The organism is Candidatus Woesearchaeota archaeon (genome assembly GCA_016180285.1).
Lineage (GTDB): Archaea > Nanobdellota > Nanobdellia > Woesearchaeales > JACPBO01 > JACPBO01.
The window spans coordinates 1-16440 of the sequence record JACPBO010000005.1; the positions used below are offsets into that span (position 1 = coordinate 1).

A 16440-nucleotide genomic window follows, 5' to 3' on the forward strand; every position below is an offset into this window, starting at 1 on the left:
ATTTCAAAATTCTGGCATTTGACATTGAAACATACAATCCATACGGCAAGAATATCGATATGGAAAAGAATCCGATAATCATGGTGAGCTTTTACGGAAAGGATTTTCAGAAAGTTATAACATGGAGGAGATTCAGGACAGAGGAAAAATACATTGAATTTGTTGACAGCGAGCTTGAGCTGATCGAGCGCTTCAGGGACACCATTGAGAGGCACAAGCCGGAGCTTTTAGTGGGCTATTATTCTGACGGGTTTGACCTGCCTTATCTTGAGGCAAGGGCAAGGAAATACAAAATAAAGCTTGACCTCGGCCTTGATCATTCAGGAATCAGGATAACAGCCGGAAGAAAAACACTGGCGCAGATAACCGGGCTGGTTCATCTTGATATTTTTAAATTTGTGCTGAAGGTTATCGGAAGGGCAATGGAAACCGATTATTATGACCTTGACTCTGTTGCAAGCGAGCTGCTCGGAGAGGGAAAAAAGGATGTTGAGCTTGACAAGCTTGCCGAGGCATGGGACAGGGATCATGAAAAGCTCGAGGAATTCTGCAAATACAACTTAAGGGATTCTTTTTTAACTTACAGCATATGCGAAAAGGTGCTCCCGAATCTTATTGAGCTTGTCAAAATAACAGGCTTTCCTATTTTTGATGTTGAAAGGATGCCTTTTTCTCTTTTGGTTGAAGCTTATCTGATGAAGCAGAGCAGGAATTTCAACGAAATAATAATGAACAAGCCAACTCACGACAATATTATGGAGAGGAGAACTCACAGCTATAAAGGCGGCTTTGTTTACGAGCCGACTCCGGGGCTGTACAGGGACATTGTTGTTTTTGATTACCGCAGCCTTTATCCGACAATAATAAGCAGCCACAATATTGACCCCGGAATGATGGACTGCGACTGCTGCGAGGGAGAAGCCGAGCCAACTCCGACAGAAGGGAATGAGAAAAAACACTGGTTCTGCAAGAACAGGAAAGGATTTATTCCGTCAATAATGGAAGACCTGATAACAAGAAGAATGAGAATCAAAGAGATGATAAAAAACAAAGGCAGGCATGTCCTGCTTGATGCCAGGTCTGAGGCATTAAAAGTGCTGAGCAATGCATTTTACGGCTATCTGGGATTTTTCGGAGCCCGCTGGTACAACATTGAATGCGCTCAGTCTGTGACGGCGTGGGGCCGGTATTACATTCATAAAGTCATAGATAAAGCAAAAAAAGACGGCTTCAATGTTGTCTACTCTGATACGGATTCCGTGTTTTTGACACTGGCTGGGAAAACAAAGAATGATGCTGAACAATTTTCAGAAAGGATAAATGTTGATCTTCCGGGTTTGATGGAGCTTGAGTATGAAGGATATTATCCTGCTGGAATTTTTGTTTCTGCAAAGATGACAGGGTATGGTGCCAAGAAGAAATATGCATTATTGCCTGAAGACGGTAAAATAAAGATAAAAGGATTTGAAACAGTCAGGAGGAACTGGAGTGTTGTTGCAAAGGAAACTCAGGAGAATGTCCTCAATATTATTTTGAAAGAGAATAACAGGGAGAAGGCATTCAGTTATGTGCAGGACGTTATAGCTGATTTAAAAGCGAGGAAAGTTCCTCTTTACAAGGTTGTCATTTATACACAGATGCAGAAGGAAATTAAAGGGTACGATTCAGTTGGCCCGCATGTTGCTGTTGCAAAAAGAATGGAGCAGAAAGGCATTCCCGTAGGAGCAGGCTCAATGATAAAGTTTGTTGTTGCGAAAAGCAAAGATGGAACGCAAAAGGAATCAATAAGCGAGAGGGCAAGGCTGCCCGAGGAAGTGACAGAGGAGGGTTATGATCCCGAGTATTACATCAAAAACCAGGTTGTTCCCTCTGTTGAGAAGATCTTTGAAGTTTTAGGATACAGAAAAGAGGATTTCTTTGAAAGCAAGGAGCAGCATAAATTGGACAGGTTTTTTAATTGAGTTGATTTACTTATTCTTCTATTATTTTTTCAATTCCATATAAAAATTCTTCGCAAACAATATGCTCATTGGCCACGCCACCGCATTGACCAGCATTATCAAAACCATATATATAATATTAGCAGCATACATTGCGCTCACAAGAATATTGCCGCCTGCAGTGTATGCTATAATCAGCGTCAGCAATACGCCTAAAATAAGGCCAACCACCATAACTACTGAAGAGATTACAGAAATCAGCAAAAAGAACAAAAGCAGATAACCAAACACACTCCACCACTTTCCTTTAACCACTTCCTTGCTTTTCTTCATAGACTCTATAATTGCTTTGTTCTCGCCAACAAGGGCAATAGACGAGAATGCCCAGTAGACTGAAAAAATAATTCCAGGTATGACAAAAAGGATAAACAGCGCTAACAAAGCCAGGCCTTTGACAAGTGCCAATCCCAAAAATCGCAAATAATATTTCATTCCGCCTTTTACAGCATCATTAAAGCTCATTCTTCCCTTTTTGTTATAAATAAAAAGATAATAAAAGGCAGTTGTATTAAGCAGAATAACCGCAAGATATGCTACATATAAAATTATAAACAACACCGCAAAAAATACGGATTTGGCAGGCTCGCCAGATTTAAAATATGGAGACAAAAATATTAGCGAGTAAAACATCGCTGTAGGAATGATGTATAACAGCAAATATATCAAAGATGCAAGTTTGAAATTATCTCTATATTCATTCCAAGATTTTTTCAGTAGATTGTAAAAGTCTACTTCTGCCATTTAGAGAAAGTAATATGAACGGCTATTTAAGCTTAACTGAAAACTTTCCTTATTGCACTTTCCAAATCCAAAGGCTTTCTCTTAAAAATCTCTTTGATCTTTCTTTCCCTGCAGCACATATCTATCTTCAGGCTCTTTGCAAGCTCTATGGTTTCTTTGTACGGAGTTTTTGTCAGAAGAGAGATGTAAACTGCAGTCGATGTTATTAAGTAAAACGGCAATAAGATATGCAGCCTTTTCTTGTTCATAGTGTTTTCTATTTTTCTTAAAATCTCTTCATAACCGTATTCTTTCCCTACACCGATCTCAATGATTTTATTTGCTGTTTTTTTGTTTTTTAATGAATCGATTAGGTAAAATAAAACATCATCTAAGGCAACTGGCTCCATTTTTGTTTCTGCCCATTTTGGGAGAAAAATAATTGGAAAATATTTTGCAGTCAAATACAATGTTCTGAACGGAAGGCTTTTCATGCCAATTATCATGCCTGCCCTGAAAATTGTGTATTGAATGCTGTTGTTTATGATTTCGTTTTCAAAAATCCACCTTCCTTTCAAATGGCCAGATTCTGCATTCTCCGCAGCCATCAAGCCGCTAATGTAGATTATTCTCTTTACATTGTTCTTTCTGCATGCCTTGACAAGGTTAATAGCAGCTGTTTTTTCTGTTGAGAGCAAATTTCCCTTGTTTTTTTGAATGCCCATTGTGTGGACAAGGCAGTAAACAACATCTATGTTTTTTGCTGCGGCATACAATGAATCCAAATCAAGCAGATCTCCGACAGCAATATCGCATTTTGCCTGCAAACGAGCATTCTTTTTTCTTACAAGGCATCTTATGCTGTGCTTTGTTTTAGACAGATGTTTCAATAGTTCGCCTCCAAGAAAGCCTGTTGCGCCTGCTATAAGGATGTTCATGACATAAGATTATTTGAGCTTAATTTAAATTTTTCTAAGTTAAGTTTATATACAGTTACCTCTTTAATAAAAAAAGATGGAAAAAACAAAAAGCAAAAAAATAATATTTGTAGAGCCCCGCGGGTCAGCTGCAAATGTGTTCTCGAGCCAGATGACGCTTCCATTGCTCGGCCCGATATACCTTGCAACAATGCTTAAGAATGAAGGCTATGATGCAAGAGTTCACAATGAGAATCTTCTTGGGAGAGATGTAGCCATGCACGAGCTTGATGCTGATATTTTATGCATTACCGGATTAACATCAACAATCAGCAGAGGCTATGAGATTGCAAAGGATTTCAAAGCGCTAAATCCAGAGAGAAAAGTAATAATAGGCGGCATACATGCGTCATTCATGAAAGAAGAAGCTGCCAAATATGCTGATAATGTTGTTATCGGGGAAGGCGAGAATGCAATACTTGATTTGATCAAAAATGGTTCATCAGAAAAATTCATTCATTCCAGCCAGTTAAGCGATTTAAGCAGCTTGCCAATGCCGGATTTCACAGTCCTTAAAAATTATCAGGGAATGGGCATGACCCCCATAATGACGTCAAGAGGATGCCCATTTGGATGCAATTTTTGCTCTGTGACTGCCCTGTTCGGCAGAAAGTACAGGACGAACAGCGCCGAGCAGGTCATCAAAGAATTCAGAAACATCAAAACAAAAACCGCATTCTTTTATGATGACAATCTTTGCGCAGACAGGCAAAGGTCTTATGAAATTTTTAACAGCATTGCAAAAGAGAACCTCGGAATTAAATGGTCAGCTCAGGTAAGATGCGATGCTGCGCAGGACAATAGGCTGCTTAAAAAAATGGCAGACGCGGGGTGCGACAGGGTTTTTATCGGGTTTGAATCAGTCAATCAAAGGACATTAGATGGATATAAAAAAAATCAATCCTTGGATGACATTGTGCTCGCAATTAAAAGGTTTCACGAATATGGAATAAAGATTCATGGCATGTTTGTGCTTGGCTCTGACAAGGATGATAAGTCCATATTCAACGCTACAAATGACTTTTCAAATGCCCAGGACATAGACTCTGTCCAATACTCGATCCTTACGCCGCTGCCAGGCACTCCTGTTTACAATATGCTTGCAGCGCAAAAAAGGCTGCTGCACAGGGTATGGGAATATTACGACGGAATGCATGTTGTTTTCAGGCCCAAACTGCTCTCTCCCCTGGAATTGCAGCAGGGAATAATTGACTCTTACAAAAAGTTTTACACATCAACAAAGCTACTGAAAGGCGCATTAAATTTGTTTTATGACAAAACAATAAACCGCTTTTCTTCTGCCATTGGAGGATTGAAAACATATGCTCCAAAAAACTGGGATACAACTCTGCTTGGCAAGGTGATAATAAGCAGATGGCTCAATCTGAACAAGTCTTATTTGGATTACCTGAAGCGCATTAAAACTGCTTATGAAGGGAGCAAATTAAACATCATGCCAAAGCATTCCTTATAGCGGCTTCTAAATTCATTGGCTTTCTGATGCATTCAATAAATCTTTTGGCAATAAGTATGGTATACCATAATCGCTGATAAGAAAAGATGAAAAATCGTAATTTACGCCAAATGAATTCAGAAACATTTGATGCGCTCGTCTTGTGTATTTGCCCAGTATTTGATTAAAATTCTTTTCAAGCTCCTCAGACATATTTTTTTCAGATATAATTGCAGAAACCTCCTCTTTTTTTTGTATTATGGGCAGCAAACCCACAAGCTTGCCGTCTCTTGGGTCGCCGGTTGATTCGTACCAGTTAGAATGGAGCAATTCTGAAAATTCATGCGGCAGGCTTTCAGCATACTTTTCTATTTCCTCTTTATATGATCTCCATAGTTCCTGAAATTCAGGCAATTCTGATTTAAGCGCTGATGAAAGAATCTGGGTATCAATAATATTGTCAATAAAAGATGTCCTTAATTTTATTTTTCCATCAACATTATCTGTGCAGCAGCTATAAACGCGCATCTCTGTTCTATATTCTGGTTTTTCCTCCGAAGGACAACAAGGCTCTGCATCATTATTGAGGTTTACGTAGCCCTTGCTCATCAGGCGCGCCATTCTTTTAAGCCTTAGGTTCTTTTCTTCTATTTTTATTCTTGATTTAGTGATAATCCGGTGAGGAAATACAATATATCTTACATCCTCTCCAAGTTCGCCTTGTATGGATATATGATATGCCATGTCCTGTTCTGTGTTAAAGAGCCCCATTTTATACAGGAATGCAATTCCCAGGATTTGACTATGGAATGTTTTTGATGGCCTGAAAGCTGCTTCTACTGTTTCCATGTACTCTGGCCTTCTTGGAGAATTAATTCCGAAATAACGCAAAGCCTGTTTCCAGGCAAAACTCGTGTTTATCTCCGGCTTGGGCTTCGGAACTTGAATTTCGCAGCCAACAGGCAGAAGAAATTTTGAATAAAGGGCTTCAATCTCAGCAAGTCTGTCTTCCAATCCGCTTATGCCAAGGTAGTACGCAAGATTTACCGCGCCCTTTGCACCAACTGACAGCCTTTTGTCCTGCTTTGGCAATTCAAATTCTTTGATAACTGCAAATCTTGCTAAAGGAAAATTATCTTTGTCTTCGTCTTTTATTGGCCATGATTTGGGGTGTAGAGAATAGGATTTAGCAGAGGCTTCAGGCAGCTTTGAGAGGGCAAGCCATTTTGAGCGCAATATAATATCTTCTTCAGCAAAAGCCTCTTCAAAATTAAATTGAAGCATTACTTTCGCATACTCGACTAAAAAAGAGCCCAAATCCTTCTTTTTCACATTTAATTCATTTCCGAGCTCCATGCCCTTGTTGATTATAAAGTTCTTGAAATACCCATAAGGAGCATGTGAAACAACAACCCCTGTTAAAAGTTCTTTTGTACGGTAATCAAATGGATCTTGCTCCTTCTTCACCTCAAGGTTTATGATATCGCTTTCTCTTACCGCTGCTGTGAAGATGGAAAGATCAATAGGGTCTTCAAGATTTATCGAAGCCCTACTTTGCATTTCAAAAGAATCTGGCAAGAGCTGCCTTAAAATTTCATTAAGCTTTATCTTCCATATTTCAGGCTTTGGCGATTTTGCCATTTCCTGCGATACAAACATAAAACCGTTATTGAGCAAGTCTAGTGCTTCCGGATAAACATCGCAAGTAGAGTAACCGAATCTAAATATGAGCTCTGATACAGCTTCAGGATTTTTACCATAGTTCTGCGCAAGCCACACGGGATTAAGCAAAAATCCAATCCAAGATGGAATAATTGTTTTTTCAGGAAAGCCATAAAAATCTAATAATGGCCAAATGAGCTCTGTGTTTCTCGAATAGCAAAGGGTTTTAGCAATTTGCTGGGCGTCTGGTGTCTTTAATAGGGGGAGAACTTCAGCTACATGATCGGGGTATTTATAAGATATGGCCTTTGTTGCTGCTTTTCTCACCTCTGCATCTTCATGCTCTAAATTATTTTTAATATGTGGGAGCAAAACACCATTTTTCGGGTTATTTGCGTAAGAAAGAGCAGTAAGTATCTTTTGCCTTATTTCTGGTTCTCCAGAAAGGCCAGCAATTATCTTTTCAATAAATTGCTGGTTTTGTATCTGCTCGTTTATTTTTCTTGCCACGCCCTTTTGCACAAGAAGGTTGTCAATAGTAAAAAATTCAAACAGGTTTTCATCATTAATTTTAGAATAAACTGTTTTAAGAAGATGATCCTGGCTTTTTTGCTCAAAATGAGACTTTGCCAGCTCTTCAAGTAAATTTTTATTCATCATACTTCTTCCTTGGAAAATGAAGGCACGTTTAAAAAAGTATTGTTTTGAATAAGCTGTTTTCCGAAAGTTTTATATATGTATTTTACTACAGAGTTAAATTGATGGGGCTGGAATTCAATTTCTTTAATAGCGTGGAGCATCTAGAGCCGAAGTGCCCGAAGTGCATGGTTAAGATAGAGTACGGAATAAATACAGAATATGTTGAAGTTAAGAAAGCCCATGTGTGCCTTAAATGCGGGTTTATTTTAAAATAAATATTTGTTTTAGGCTAAGGAATCATCATGATTTAGGGTGGGCAATAATTAATTAGCATGATTCTAGTAATTTTAATGCCTTTTTATACATGGGCTCTGCAATTTTTCTTGCCTTCTTAGAGCTTATTCTGTTATACATCCACTCTATTTTACCTCTAACTTTTTCTTTTCCAAGAATTGGAGCATCATGCTTAATGTGGCGAAACGAATTAGTTTCAAAATAACTTATACTATCTGCATCCTTGATTAAATTGGATTCTTCATCCCCGCCCTCTTCATGGTGCCTCACCATATTATAAACTCTTTGGATATTTTTTTCATCATAACCCTCTTTTTTAAGAAAATCAGAAATTAATCTAGCTCCTTCTTCTTGGTGCTCTTCCAACAAAGCAGGATTATTAAAATCCAGGATCTTGAAAGTTTCCGATGTATTGGTTTTTCTAAATGCTCTTTGAATGTCATGCGAATACGCAGCTATAAGAACTGCTTCATCAGCATCAGGCTTTAGTTTTTTAACCCAATAAACAGCATTCTCAAAATGCTTAACACTCTTACTAGTAACACATTGCTCGAATGACTTATTTACGTAGCTCATTACTTTGTCCAGCATGCTAATTAAAATAATCAATTTGTATAAATAGTTATTGGTATAAAAACCGGTTTAAACAAAAACGTTTAAATATCCAAACACTAAAATAAAACCAATGGCTGATGCAAAGCTTGTAAAATACATAAAAGAGCAGCTGAAAAGAGGGTACACAGCAGATCAGGTTAAAAGCTACCTTCTTAATTACGGCTATAATATAAATTCTGTAAACGAGGCGATTGACCAGGCAGCCAGCAGAAAGGCGAATTTCATGCCGCTGCTGATCATAATATCTGTTCTTATTGTAATCGGGCTTGCAGCCTATTTTTTAATAACAACGCTTGAAAAAAAGCCTATTTCCGAGCAGCCTGGCTATATTCCGCCAACGCAGCCAACTATACCGACAACTCAGCCAACCACAACAACGCAGACAACTACCCCGATAATTCCTCCAACTAAGCCAACTACATTGCCTACAACCACTCCGACAACACAGCCGCCAGCAACGCCGACACCCAAGCCAACACCAGGCATTACAATCGAGAAAATAAAAGAGATGGCAAAAAGAAGCCCTGATGATGCTGCAGACAACTGCATAAAATTAGAGGATTCAAGGGACATTGATGACTGCTATAAAGCAGTTGCTGAAACAGCCAACAGCAGCGTTTATTGCAGAAAAATAGCTAAAGTGTTTTCAAAGGATTCCTGCTATGTTACATTTATTTTAATAGGCGACTACAGCATGTGCGGCGATATAACTGATTCTTATTATAAAAACAGCTGTGAAACTTTGAAGAAGCTGGAGCTGACGCAGCAGCTTATCGCAGAAAACAGGACAAGCGAGGTTGCGGAGATGTATAATATAACAATAACTGCTTCTAAAAGCAAGCTTGACAGGATCATAGATTATGTTAACGAAGGCAAAACTAATGAGCAGATTGCAACAACATTGAACGACGAGCTGACTCCTTCTTATAATAATGTTCTGAACACAATAAGAAATGCAGTTGCTGAAGGAAAAACAAAGGACGAGATAAAAACGATGATTGAGGGCGGTTAAGATTCGAGAGAGCCGAACATTTTAACAAGATCTTCGGTAGAATAAATGATTACTTTCATTTGTTTTTCTTTTAACATTTTATCTTTGCTTCAAATAGGGCATTTTAATTTTAAAGCCAAAGCAAAATAATCTGCATCTTGTCAAAAACCACCCATCATAGATGGGTGGCATGTAGTTACGTTCCATCGCATCAGGTGGAGGTGGTTTTTGAGCATGCTCAGAATTTTCCACATACAAAAAAGGTTGGCTTTCTGCCACCAGTCAAAGACTGGATGGAAAATTCTGACATTTTTATCTGGGCTGATCTTTTCGGCTTCAGTGATATATTTTGCTGTTTCCTCATTCGGAACTGTCTTTATTTTCTTTTTCAGTATATCCATCAATTCATCGAAATCTTCATTTGTTCTCTCAGTTTTCTCAGATATTGCTTCTTTATACTTATCGAATTCTTCAAATATGAACTCAGGTGCAAAAAGATGCAAATCTTCTTCAAATATAATCTCTTCTGTTTTTCCTTTCTTAATCAAAACAGAAAATAAGATGTTTGCATCAATTACTAAATCCATCTTAGTTGGGGTGCCTTCTCTTTGCAAGATTTCTATTAAGTTCCCCGCCCCATTTCAGGGCATCTTCTTCTGTAATTGTGCTTTTTGCTTTAAACTTTTTAATAAACTCCAAATCATTGATTTTTTCATCAAAGGCCTCTCTGGCAACAGCACTCCAGTTTATTTCTGCAAATAAGTCCATTTTCTGCTTCAATTCCAGCGGCACCGATAATGTTACATTTACCATGTTTCCCTCCTAGTGTACTTATTTATTTTATGTGATAATATGTATGAATATTTAAATGTTATGGTTTTTAAGCACATTACGTTAAGAAAACTTCGGCTCAATAGCTGATCTGTATGTCTTTGAATATTCTTCTATCTTGCCCAATACCTCCATTTCATCAACACATGGCGGCTTTGGAACTGTTATGATGTACATTTCAAGGTTTTCCTTGTTGTAGAGATTCCATGATCCAATATACCAGCTGCCTGTGTTATTGTTGATGTACAATCCCCCTAATGGAGCAGGCGTTACATTGATATCCCTGTCTGGCACATATTCATCAACTATCCAACAATGCCAGCCTTCACAGATGTGCTTGCAGTCTTTAGGTATGATAAAACCTTTTTTGTCAAGATATGTTGCTGTAACTTCATATTTTCCCGGAACAAGCCTTATCTGCTGCGTGTCTGTTGTAACTGTTGCATTGCTGTAATCAACTATCACAACTTGTTGTAATTCCTGGTCAAAGACATCCTGCTTTACCTTGTTTATATTCAGGATCAGAAGCTCATCTGAGCTGAGCGATTGAGCCTGGCCGATTCCAGTTGCATCTATGAGCTTTTTCTTGACTTCTACATTGAAGGATTTGAATTCATCCATTTCAACTGTTATGTTGGCCCCTTTATTCGGGAGGGTTGTCAGTAAAACTGCTTTCGGTATAAAGCCATCTTTCTCCAACAATAAGTAGCCGCCATCACATACTGGTAATTTTCTTGCCCAAGAGGATTTATTCGTTGTCAGATTGCGCTGCGTTGAATCAAACGGGCATGCTGAATAAGTTCCGCAGCCAAATGTTATAGAAACGCCTTCTAATGTCTTGTACGATGAACTGTTATAAGCAATTATTTTTACCTCGCCGCTTATTCTTTGATTTTCATTGCAAAACAATGTTCTCGTCACGTTACGTGCTGTTACAGTGCGCGTTGTATTTGTGCTTTGGTCAAATACTTCATAAGTTGAGCTTTTATCTGCTTTTATGCCATATTCAACCAGATTATAATCGTAAATTCCAATTGTGCCCTTGCCAAGATGCCATTCCAATAAATCCTTGTTGTCCCTTAAATTGCCTTCCAATGCAAACATAAACCTGTATCCTTTGTTTCTTAGAGCATTTTTGTCAAATATCGTGACAACAACGGGATAGGAAATGTCATAGAAAAATTCATAAGTATTTGTCTGCGTTGTGCCTGTAATTGGAAAGCTTTGCTTGTCCACTACGGGCTTTAATGGCTGCGGATTAATGTCAAAATAATAGTTCCAGTTTAAATATGAATAATCAACGCTGATGTTCGGGTATTTTTGTTTGAATGCATCGAGCAAGAGCGCATTGTAAAGGCCCTGTTCGCCAGGGCTCGTTATCAATGTTGCATTTGCTGTCCCGTTCACCCTGATCAGGTTTGCATATGGCAAAACATACTGCTGGATTTTATTTTTTACCGAGCTGAAATCCCAAGTTATTGTGTAGGATTTATCATCTCTCCAAAATATTGGAGGCAGCTTGTTGAAGTCAGCTCCCGAATACGAGCTTATTAAAATCTTTAAAATATTTTCAAGGCTCTGGTTATTCGCCTCATTTATTGCCAGAGAAGCTGCAATTGTAAATATCTTTCTGAGGTCAATATCCATTTTAGTCTGGAACTGCTTTACCTGCCTTGTTATGTTGTCTTTTGCAATCTCCATCGGATACTCCACATAAACAACAAGATTGTCTCTTGCTATTGTTGTCTCTGTTTTCATGCTTTTTAAATTAAAGCTAAAGCCTTGTTTTTTGAAGACATCGAAATCCTGCAGGCAGGAGTTTAAATTCCTGTTGATGTAGTTGCTCAACTGCAAAGCTACATTATCCAGAGAAGGCGCAAGTGACGAAACAGTGCAGTTAACGCATTTATTATCAGTTGCCAAATACCACCAGTATGGAACCGGGTTTAGGGAATTGGGTGACAAGCTGACAGCATCTGAGCTTGTTGGATCAGACATCGACTTATCCAAGTCAAGAGCTACGCCGCTTAAAGTTGAATCAGATGGGTCAATATAGCCGCCATGCTGCCCCAGCTTGGTTAATGCTTCTGCTGCGGTCTTGTCAATGCATGCTTCAACATATTCTTTTATTGGCTGCATCTCAACAGGGACTTTTTCAATTACCCTCTCAGCCTGAACTTGAGATGGGGCTTTAGCCTGCGTGGATATGATATAGATTAAAACTCCTGCTGCAATAACTAATATGAGCCCGACTATTATAAATGCTGTGATCTGGGCTTTTTTGTTCAGCATTTTAATGCCGCCTTTCTTGCGATTAGTGAAAAGTATATTCTGCTCCATGAGAGATAAAACAGGATGATTAAAATTGCAATAATGATCAGGAAATTCCATCTGCTGGTTGAATATAAAAAGCTGAAAAGATTCAATAAAATTATGGGGAGGATAATTATAATTGCTAAAGGCAAAAGGAAATAATAAAATTTTGAAATGCCAATCTTAACAGCTTCTTTCATCATTCCAAATATCTTTTTATCTTTGCTGAAAATTGAATGAAGTATTGCTGTGAAATACAAGAATAAAAGAAGTTCAATGATAATCAAATACGCTGAAATCATGATCTTGAATATGAATGCTGTAATAATGATCAGAACCAGCCAAAGCAGATGCCAGATTAAGTCTAATGATAAAAATTTTATAAAAAATGCCCTGTTTAGTTTTTGCTTTAATATCTTGCTCCACTGAATAGATTTGAATGCTGAAACTGCAAGCACAAGAATTATGAAAAATAAAAACGATGTTGCCAGCGCCTTAAAAAATAACTTTACAATAAATTGTATATTAAACAGATCTAAGTCTGTGAAGGAAACGTCCTTGTTCATGCCTGAAGCATAAGAAAGGATTTTTTCAAGCGTAGGGTTTATGATGCCTGATAAAGAGAGCTCATTGCTTAAAACAACAGAGAGGAGCTTCAAAAGCAAAAGTATGACTATGATCAGGGCTATATCGATCAGAATGTTATAGAATAATGTTTTTGGATTTTTAAAGCTCTCTGCAAAAACAGTCTTCTCAAATCTCTTTTTTAATTTTTTTAGCATTTTTCCTCATATTCGTTATCTTCTTTGTCTATGCATTAATTTATATATTAAAAATATGGCAATAATTATTCCTAAAATAATCAATGCAACAAGGTACCAATTAAACTTTTTCTTTTCTAACTCTGGTTTTAAAACGTCCTTACAGTCTTGTGGGCAGCTTTCATAGCGCTCATGCGCCTGGCATGTTCCATCGCCGCAAACCTTGGCGAAATAGCCAACATCAATTGAAAGCTCCCTTTCATTTTTTGGATTATATATATTGACGACTTTGCCATTGGTTGCATATTTCATTCTTACAATAAAATCAACAATTTCGCGCGTGATTGTGCCGCTTATAATTTCGCTGGTATTCAAGTCCACTTCATCACTTACAATTTCCAGCGGAATCTCAAACCGAATTACAGATAATGGTTTGCCTTCAAAAGAAAGAAGTTCTGCCTTATAGCCGATTCCGGGCTCGATTGCACTGAATCCGCCTGGCCTTACAGAAACGCCATTAAGCGAGAGTTTCCCCTTGTCGTAATGCAACTTCAGCTCATAGTATCTATCGCTTGCACTCGCAGGCAATGCAAGAACTATGCCAAGCTGTAATAAGACAAGCATTAGAAAAATCATCAATGCCTTTGTTTTAGTTTCCATTTTTTCACCTTTTATTGCACTCTCACTACACCAATTTCAGCCAATTTCTTTATTTTCTCCTCATCCGTTCCTGAATAATAGAAGTGTATATAAGTCTGGGATTTTAGAATATATAATTCACCCCTATATGAGACGCCAGATTCATAGTTTACTCTAAGAGAATTATCACCATATTCATCTCTGCCCATTATATACTTTGAATTCCAGCGGGATACCTCGTATTCATAGCCGTCCTTTGCCAACTCCCCATGTCTCACATCGATGCTAACCTCTGGAGTAAAAGTATAGTAATAGTAAATCTCCTGGTCATTCATTGTCGTTATCCCGCCTGCTTGACCCGCATTTGTTGTTATATCAAAACCGACTTCGGACAAATCTTCTAATTCGAAGAGATAGGTCTGCTCGATTGGAAGACAACCGCTATAGCGTAGAGAATTATCAACATTCCATCCTGCACAATCAACTGAGGCATATTCTTCCTGGCTTGAGGGATAGCAGCACTTAAATATTTTGTTCATGTGATTGATTGAAACAACATTAAATTCATTAGCAGTATATTCGCTGTTCATTAGGCTGTTCTCTGAAGACCTATAATCCTCGTAAATAGTGCACCCCTTATAGCAGCCTGCTCCTGCTATGCAATTGGCGCCTGCACCATCGCACCACTTGGGGCAGCCTGCAATATCGCAGTTCGGGCGATCTTTGGCAGATGCTCTTCCCTCTTCGCTATATTCATCAGCCAAGCCGCCAAATGAATGCCCAAATTCATGGGTTGTAGTTTTTGGGCCATCTGCTTGCGATATTGCTAACCCGCTATACTGTGCCCAGGATCTATGAGGATAATTTGTCAGAACTATAATTTGGTCATAAAACGGGCACAGAGAAGCTAATTCAAATGCGTCATTCTCACAGTCCGCATTCCCAAAATCATAGCAAGATGTATCATAGGCTTTATCCACATAGTAAATATTGAACTTTTGTCTATTCTGGCTAAAAGGCTCATAGAAAAGAATTGTTTCCGAGTTAGATGGTACATCCGTTGATGCAAAGGTCAAAAGTTGCTCTTCCGAATAGCCATTCGCTAGAAAAACAACATCTATCTTGCTTTCATGGTCGCCATTTTCAACTACTGTTTTGCAGAGACTGGCGGCTAGAACATTAACGCTGGCTGCATTATCCGCCTCTGCATTGTTGCTTGCCTTGTCCTGCGCAGTTATATCAATATAATATTGTACCTCTGCTGCGCCTGTTGAGTCCCAAATATTTCCATATATGCCATCATTAGCTGTACCCTCTCCATGAGTTCCATCATCGTAGAGGCTGACAGTAGCGATATTTGTTTCATCTGGGTTTTGAATATAAGCATTTACTAAACTAACCCCTGATGAATCAGCCACTTTAGCTGTTATTGTAAATATCGTACCAGCCAATCCTGAAGCAGAACTTATTTGTATGTCTGTAATTGCTGGTGGCTCAGTATCAGCTCCAACACAACTTTCATCATTTTGACAAGTTTGGCCAGATGGACATACGCAAATAGAGCATTTATTAGCCAGATTTCCATTATTGCAAAATAAAGGCTTTGTCACAGAACACTGATTATATGAAGTCCCATCTGTGCAGGTTTGAGTAGGACTTATGCAGCTTTCGTCTGCTTGACAGCTCTGACCAGAAGGACAACTGCAGCTTGAGCATTTGTTGATTAAATTTCCATTTTCACAATATGTTGGTTGTGTAGATGAACATTGAGAATATGAAGTACCATCTGAACATGTTAATGTTGGAGTTGCATTTATGCAAGCGCCGTTAGAGCAGCCATTTGAACAATTATAATCAGACCATGTAGCGACATTGCCTTCACAAACTGCTTCTCTTAGCCAGCCATCATTAAGCCCTCCGATAATACATCCATCGTTTATTGTATTCACCCCGCCGGTGTAATCAACTCCTGTAGCATTCCCAAACGTATAATAATTCTTTCCACCATCAGAATCTGTGCATATTTGTGGAGTGATTGGAGGTTGTGTTGATATAATTGAAACGTTTATTATCTGCATTAGTGAATCTGGAGATTCAATATAGCCAAGCTGGATAACATCATAACTAATATTTGAATAAAATGCATTAAAACCTGATGCACCTGTTAGCGGAGATGCACTTGCTGTTTGCGTTATGTTATTTTTATCTCCTGTTAGTGTGTTTTTAAGCCACACAGAAAATTCCACATTGTTCGTCATTGGCTGGATGTAGTAAGAAACTTCATATAAAGTCGTGTTGTCAGGAAATGCTGTTTTTTCCGCCTGCAATGCTACTGTCAGCTGCGACAAGTAAATTTCTGATGTTGCTGAGCCTGTCTGAGCCTCAGCTGTTCCGCCCCATTTGGAGCATGTTTCAACCTCCCAGCCCTCAACAGCATACCAGTTTGGAATCTCGTAAGTGGAGAATGTCATGGGCATTGCAATTAATAAAAGAATCACGGCCAATGCTGCAAGGATTGTTTTTTTCATTTTCTTTTTTGTTTTTT

At 38.5% G+C, this 16440-nt stretch carries 14 protein-coding genes; 4 read left to right on the plus strand and 10 right to left on the minus strand.

Features of this window, described 5'->3' with window-relative positions; genetic code table 11:
- A partial coding sequence (locus HYU07_01050) for a ribonuclease H-like domain-containing protein (protein ID MBI2128802.1) occupies nucleotides 1–1961 on the plus strand: 1961 nt, incomplete at its 5' end.
- A gap of 21 nt (nucleotides 1962–1982) precedes the next feature.
- Here the strand turns inward: HYU07_01050 and HYU07_01055 are convergent.
- Nucleotides 1983–2462 carry a hypothetical protein gene (locus tag HYU07_01055; GenBank protein MBI2128803.1) on the minus strand — a complete coding sequence of 160 codons (480 nt, stop codon included), beginning with the start codon at nucleotides 2460–2462 and terminating at the stop codon, nucleotides 1983–1985.
- A gap of 311 nt (nucleotides 2463–2773) precedes the next feature.
- Entirely contained in the window at nucleotides 2774–3658 is an 885-nt protein-coding gene (locus tag HYU07_01060; GenBank protein ID MBI2128804.1) for an NAD(P)H-binding protein, read from the minus strand.
- Nucleotides 3659–3734: 76 nt separating this feature from the next.
- Here HYU07_01060 and HYU07_01065 point away from each other — a divergent pair, with 76 nt between their 5' ends.
- A complete protein-coding gene (locus HYU07_01065; protein ID MBI2128805.1) occupies nucleotides 3735–5171 on the plus strand; it encodes a B12-binding domain-containing radical SAM protein in 1437 nt (478 codons plus the stop codon).
- Between the two features lie 12 nt (nucleotides 5172–5183).
- Here the strand turns inward: HYU07_01065 and HYU07_01070 are convergent, their stop codons facing one another.
- Nucleotides 5184–7469, minus strand: a complete 2286-nt coding sequence (locus tag HYU07_01070) for a HEAT repeat domain-containing protein (GenBank protein ID MBI2128806.1) — start codon at nucleotides 7467–7469, stop codon at nucleotides 5184–5186.
- Between the two features lie 104 nt (nucleotides 7470–7573).
- On the opposite strand from HYU07_01070, the gene HYU07_01075 reads away from it, so the two are divergent.
- Nucleotides 7574–7726 carry a hypothetical protein gene (locus HYU07_01075; protein ID MBI2128807.1) on the plus strand — a complete coding sequence of 51 codons (153 nt, stop codon included), beginning with the start codon at nucleotides 7574–7576 and terminating at the stop codon, nucleotides 7724–7726.
- Nucleotides 7727–7778: 52 nt separating this feature from the next.
- Here the strand turns inward: HYU07_01075 and HYU07_01080 are convergent, their stop codons facing one another.
- Nucleotides 7779–8336, minus strand: a complete 558-nt coding sequence (locus HYU07_01080) for a DUF4202 family protein (protein ID MBI2128808.1) — start codon at nucleotides 8334–8336, stop codon at nucleotides 7779–7781.
- Nucleotides 8337–8430: 94 nt separating this feature from the next.
- Here HYU07_01080 and HYU07_01085 point away from each other — a divergent pair, with 94 nt between their 5' ends.
- A complete protein-coding gene (locus tag HYU07_01085) occupies nucleotides 8431–9372 on the plus strand; it encodes a hypothetical protein (GenBank protein ID MBI2128809.1) in 942 nt (313 codons plus the stop codon).
- 140 nt (nucleotides 9373–9512) lie between these two features.
- Here the strand turns inward: HYU07_01085 and HYU07_01090 are convergent, their stop codons facing one another.
- The 6 genes from HYU07_01090 to HYU07_01115 form a co-directional block, all read right to left on the minus strand.
- Nucleotides 9513–9938: a hypothetical protein gene (locus tag HYU07_01090; protein ID MBI2128810.1), complete on the minus strand. Its 426-nt coding sequence runs from the start codon at nucleotides 9936–9938 to the stop codon at nucleotides 9513–9515.
- 1 nt (nucleotide 9939) lies between these two features.
- Nucleotides 9940–10119, minus strand: coding sequence for a hypothetical protein (locus HYU07_01095; protein MBI2128811.1), 180 nt, complete (start codon nucleotides 10117–10119; stop codon nucleotides 9940–9942).
- Between the two features lie 126 nt (nucleotides 10120–10245).
- The gene (locus HYU07_01100) at nucleotides 10246–12474 is read right to left on the minus strand and encodes a hypothetical protein (protein ID MBI2128812.1); all 2229 of its coding nucleotides are present in this window, start codon (nucleotides 12472–12474) and stop codon (nucleotides 10246–10248) included.
- Nucleotides 12468–13277, minus strand: a complete 810-nt coding sequence (locus tag HYU07_01105; GenBank protein ID MBI2128813.1) for a hypothetical protein — start codon at nucleotides 13275–13277, stop codon at nucleotides 12468–12470. The genes HYU07_01100 and HYU07_01105 overlap by 7 nt, the downstream gene beginning before the upstream one ends.
- Before the next feature lie 15 nt (nucleotides 13278–13292).
- The gene (locus HYU07_01110; protein ID MBI2128814.1) at nucleotides 13293–13916 is read right to left on the minus strand and encodes a hypothetical protein; all 624 of its coding nucleotides are present in this window, start codon (nucleotides 13914–13916) and stop codon (nucleotides 13293–13295) included.
- A gap of 11 nt (nucleotides 13917–13927) precedes the next feature.
- Nucleotides 13928–16423, minus strand: coding sequence for a hypothetical protein (locus tag HYU07_01115; protein ID MBI2128815.1), 2496 nt, complete (start codon nucleotides 16421–16423; stop codon nucleotides 13928–13930).
- Nucleotides 16424–16440: the final 17 nt, after the last annotated feature.

Bases quoted from the DNA above. Each gene is read 5' to 3' on its own strand.
- HYU07_01110 (MBI2128814.1), bottom strand. From the start codon at position 13,916: ATGGAAACTAAAACAAAGGCATTGATGATTTTTCTAATGCTTGTCTTA.
- HYU07_01075 (MBI2128807.1), top strand. From the start codon at position 7,574: ATGGGGCTGGAATTCAATTTCTTTAATAGCGTGGAGCATCTAGAGCCG.
- HYU07_01105 (MBI2128813.1), bottom strand. From the start codon at position 13,277: ATGCTAAAAAAATTAAAAAAGAGATTTGAGAAGACTGTTTTTGCAGAG.
- HYU07_01100 (MBI2128812.1), bottom strand. From the start codon at position 12,474: ATGCTGAACAAAAAAGCCCAGATCACAGCATTTATAATAGTCGGGCTC.
- HYU07_01055 (MBI2128803.1), bottom strand. From the start codon at position 2,462: ATGAGCTTTAATGATGCTGTAAAAGGCGGAATGAAATATTATTTGCGA.
- HYU07_01090 (MBI2128810.1), bottom strand. From the start codon at position 9,938: ATGGATTTAGTAATTGATGCAAACATCTTATTTTCTGTTTTGATTAAG.
- HYU07_01060 (MBI2128804.1), bottom strand. From the start codon at position 3,658: ATGAACATCCTTATAGCAGGCGCAACAGGCTTTCTTGGAGGCGAACTA.
- HYU07_01115 (MBI2128815.1), bottom strand. From the start codon at position 16,423: ATGAAAAAAACAATCCTTGCAGCATTGGCCGTGATTCTTTTATTAATT.
- HYU07_01095 (MBI2128811.1), bottom strand. From the start codon at position 10,119: ATGGACTTATTTGCAGAAATAAACTGGAGTGCTGTTGCCAGAGAGGCC.
- HYU07_01065 (MBI2128805.1), top strand. From the start codon at position 3,735: ATGGAAAAAACAAAAAGCAAAAAAATAATATTTGTAGAGCCCCGCGGG.
- HYU07_01070 (MBI2128806.1), bottom strand. From the start codon at position 7,469: ATGAATAAAAATTTACTTGAAGAGCTGGCAAAGTCTCATTTTGAGCAA.
- HYU07_01080 (MBI2128808.1), bottom strand. From the start codon at position 8,336: ATGCTGGACAAAGTAATGAGCTACGTAAATAAGTCATTCGAGCAATGT.
- HYU07_01085 (MBI2128809.1), top strand. From the start codon at position 8,431: ATGGCTGATGCAAAGCTTGTAAAATACATAAAAGAGCAGCTGAAAAGA.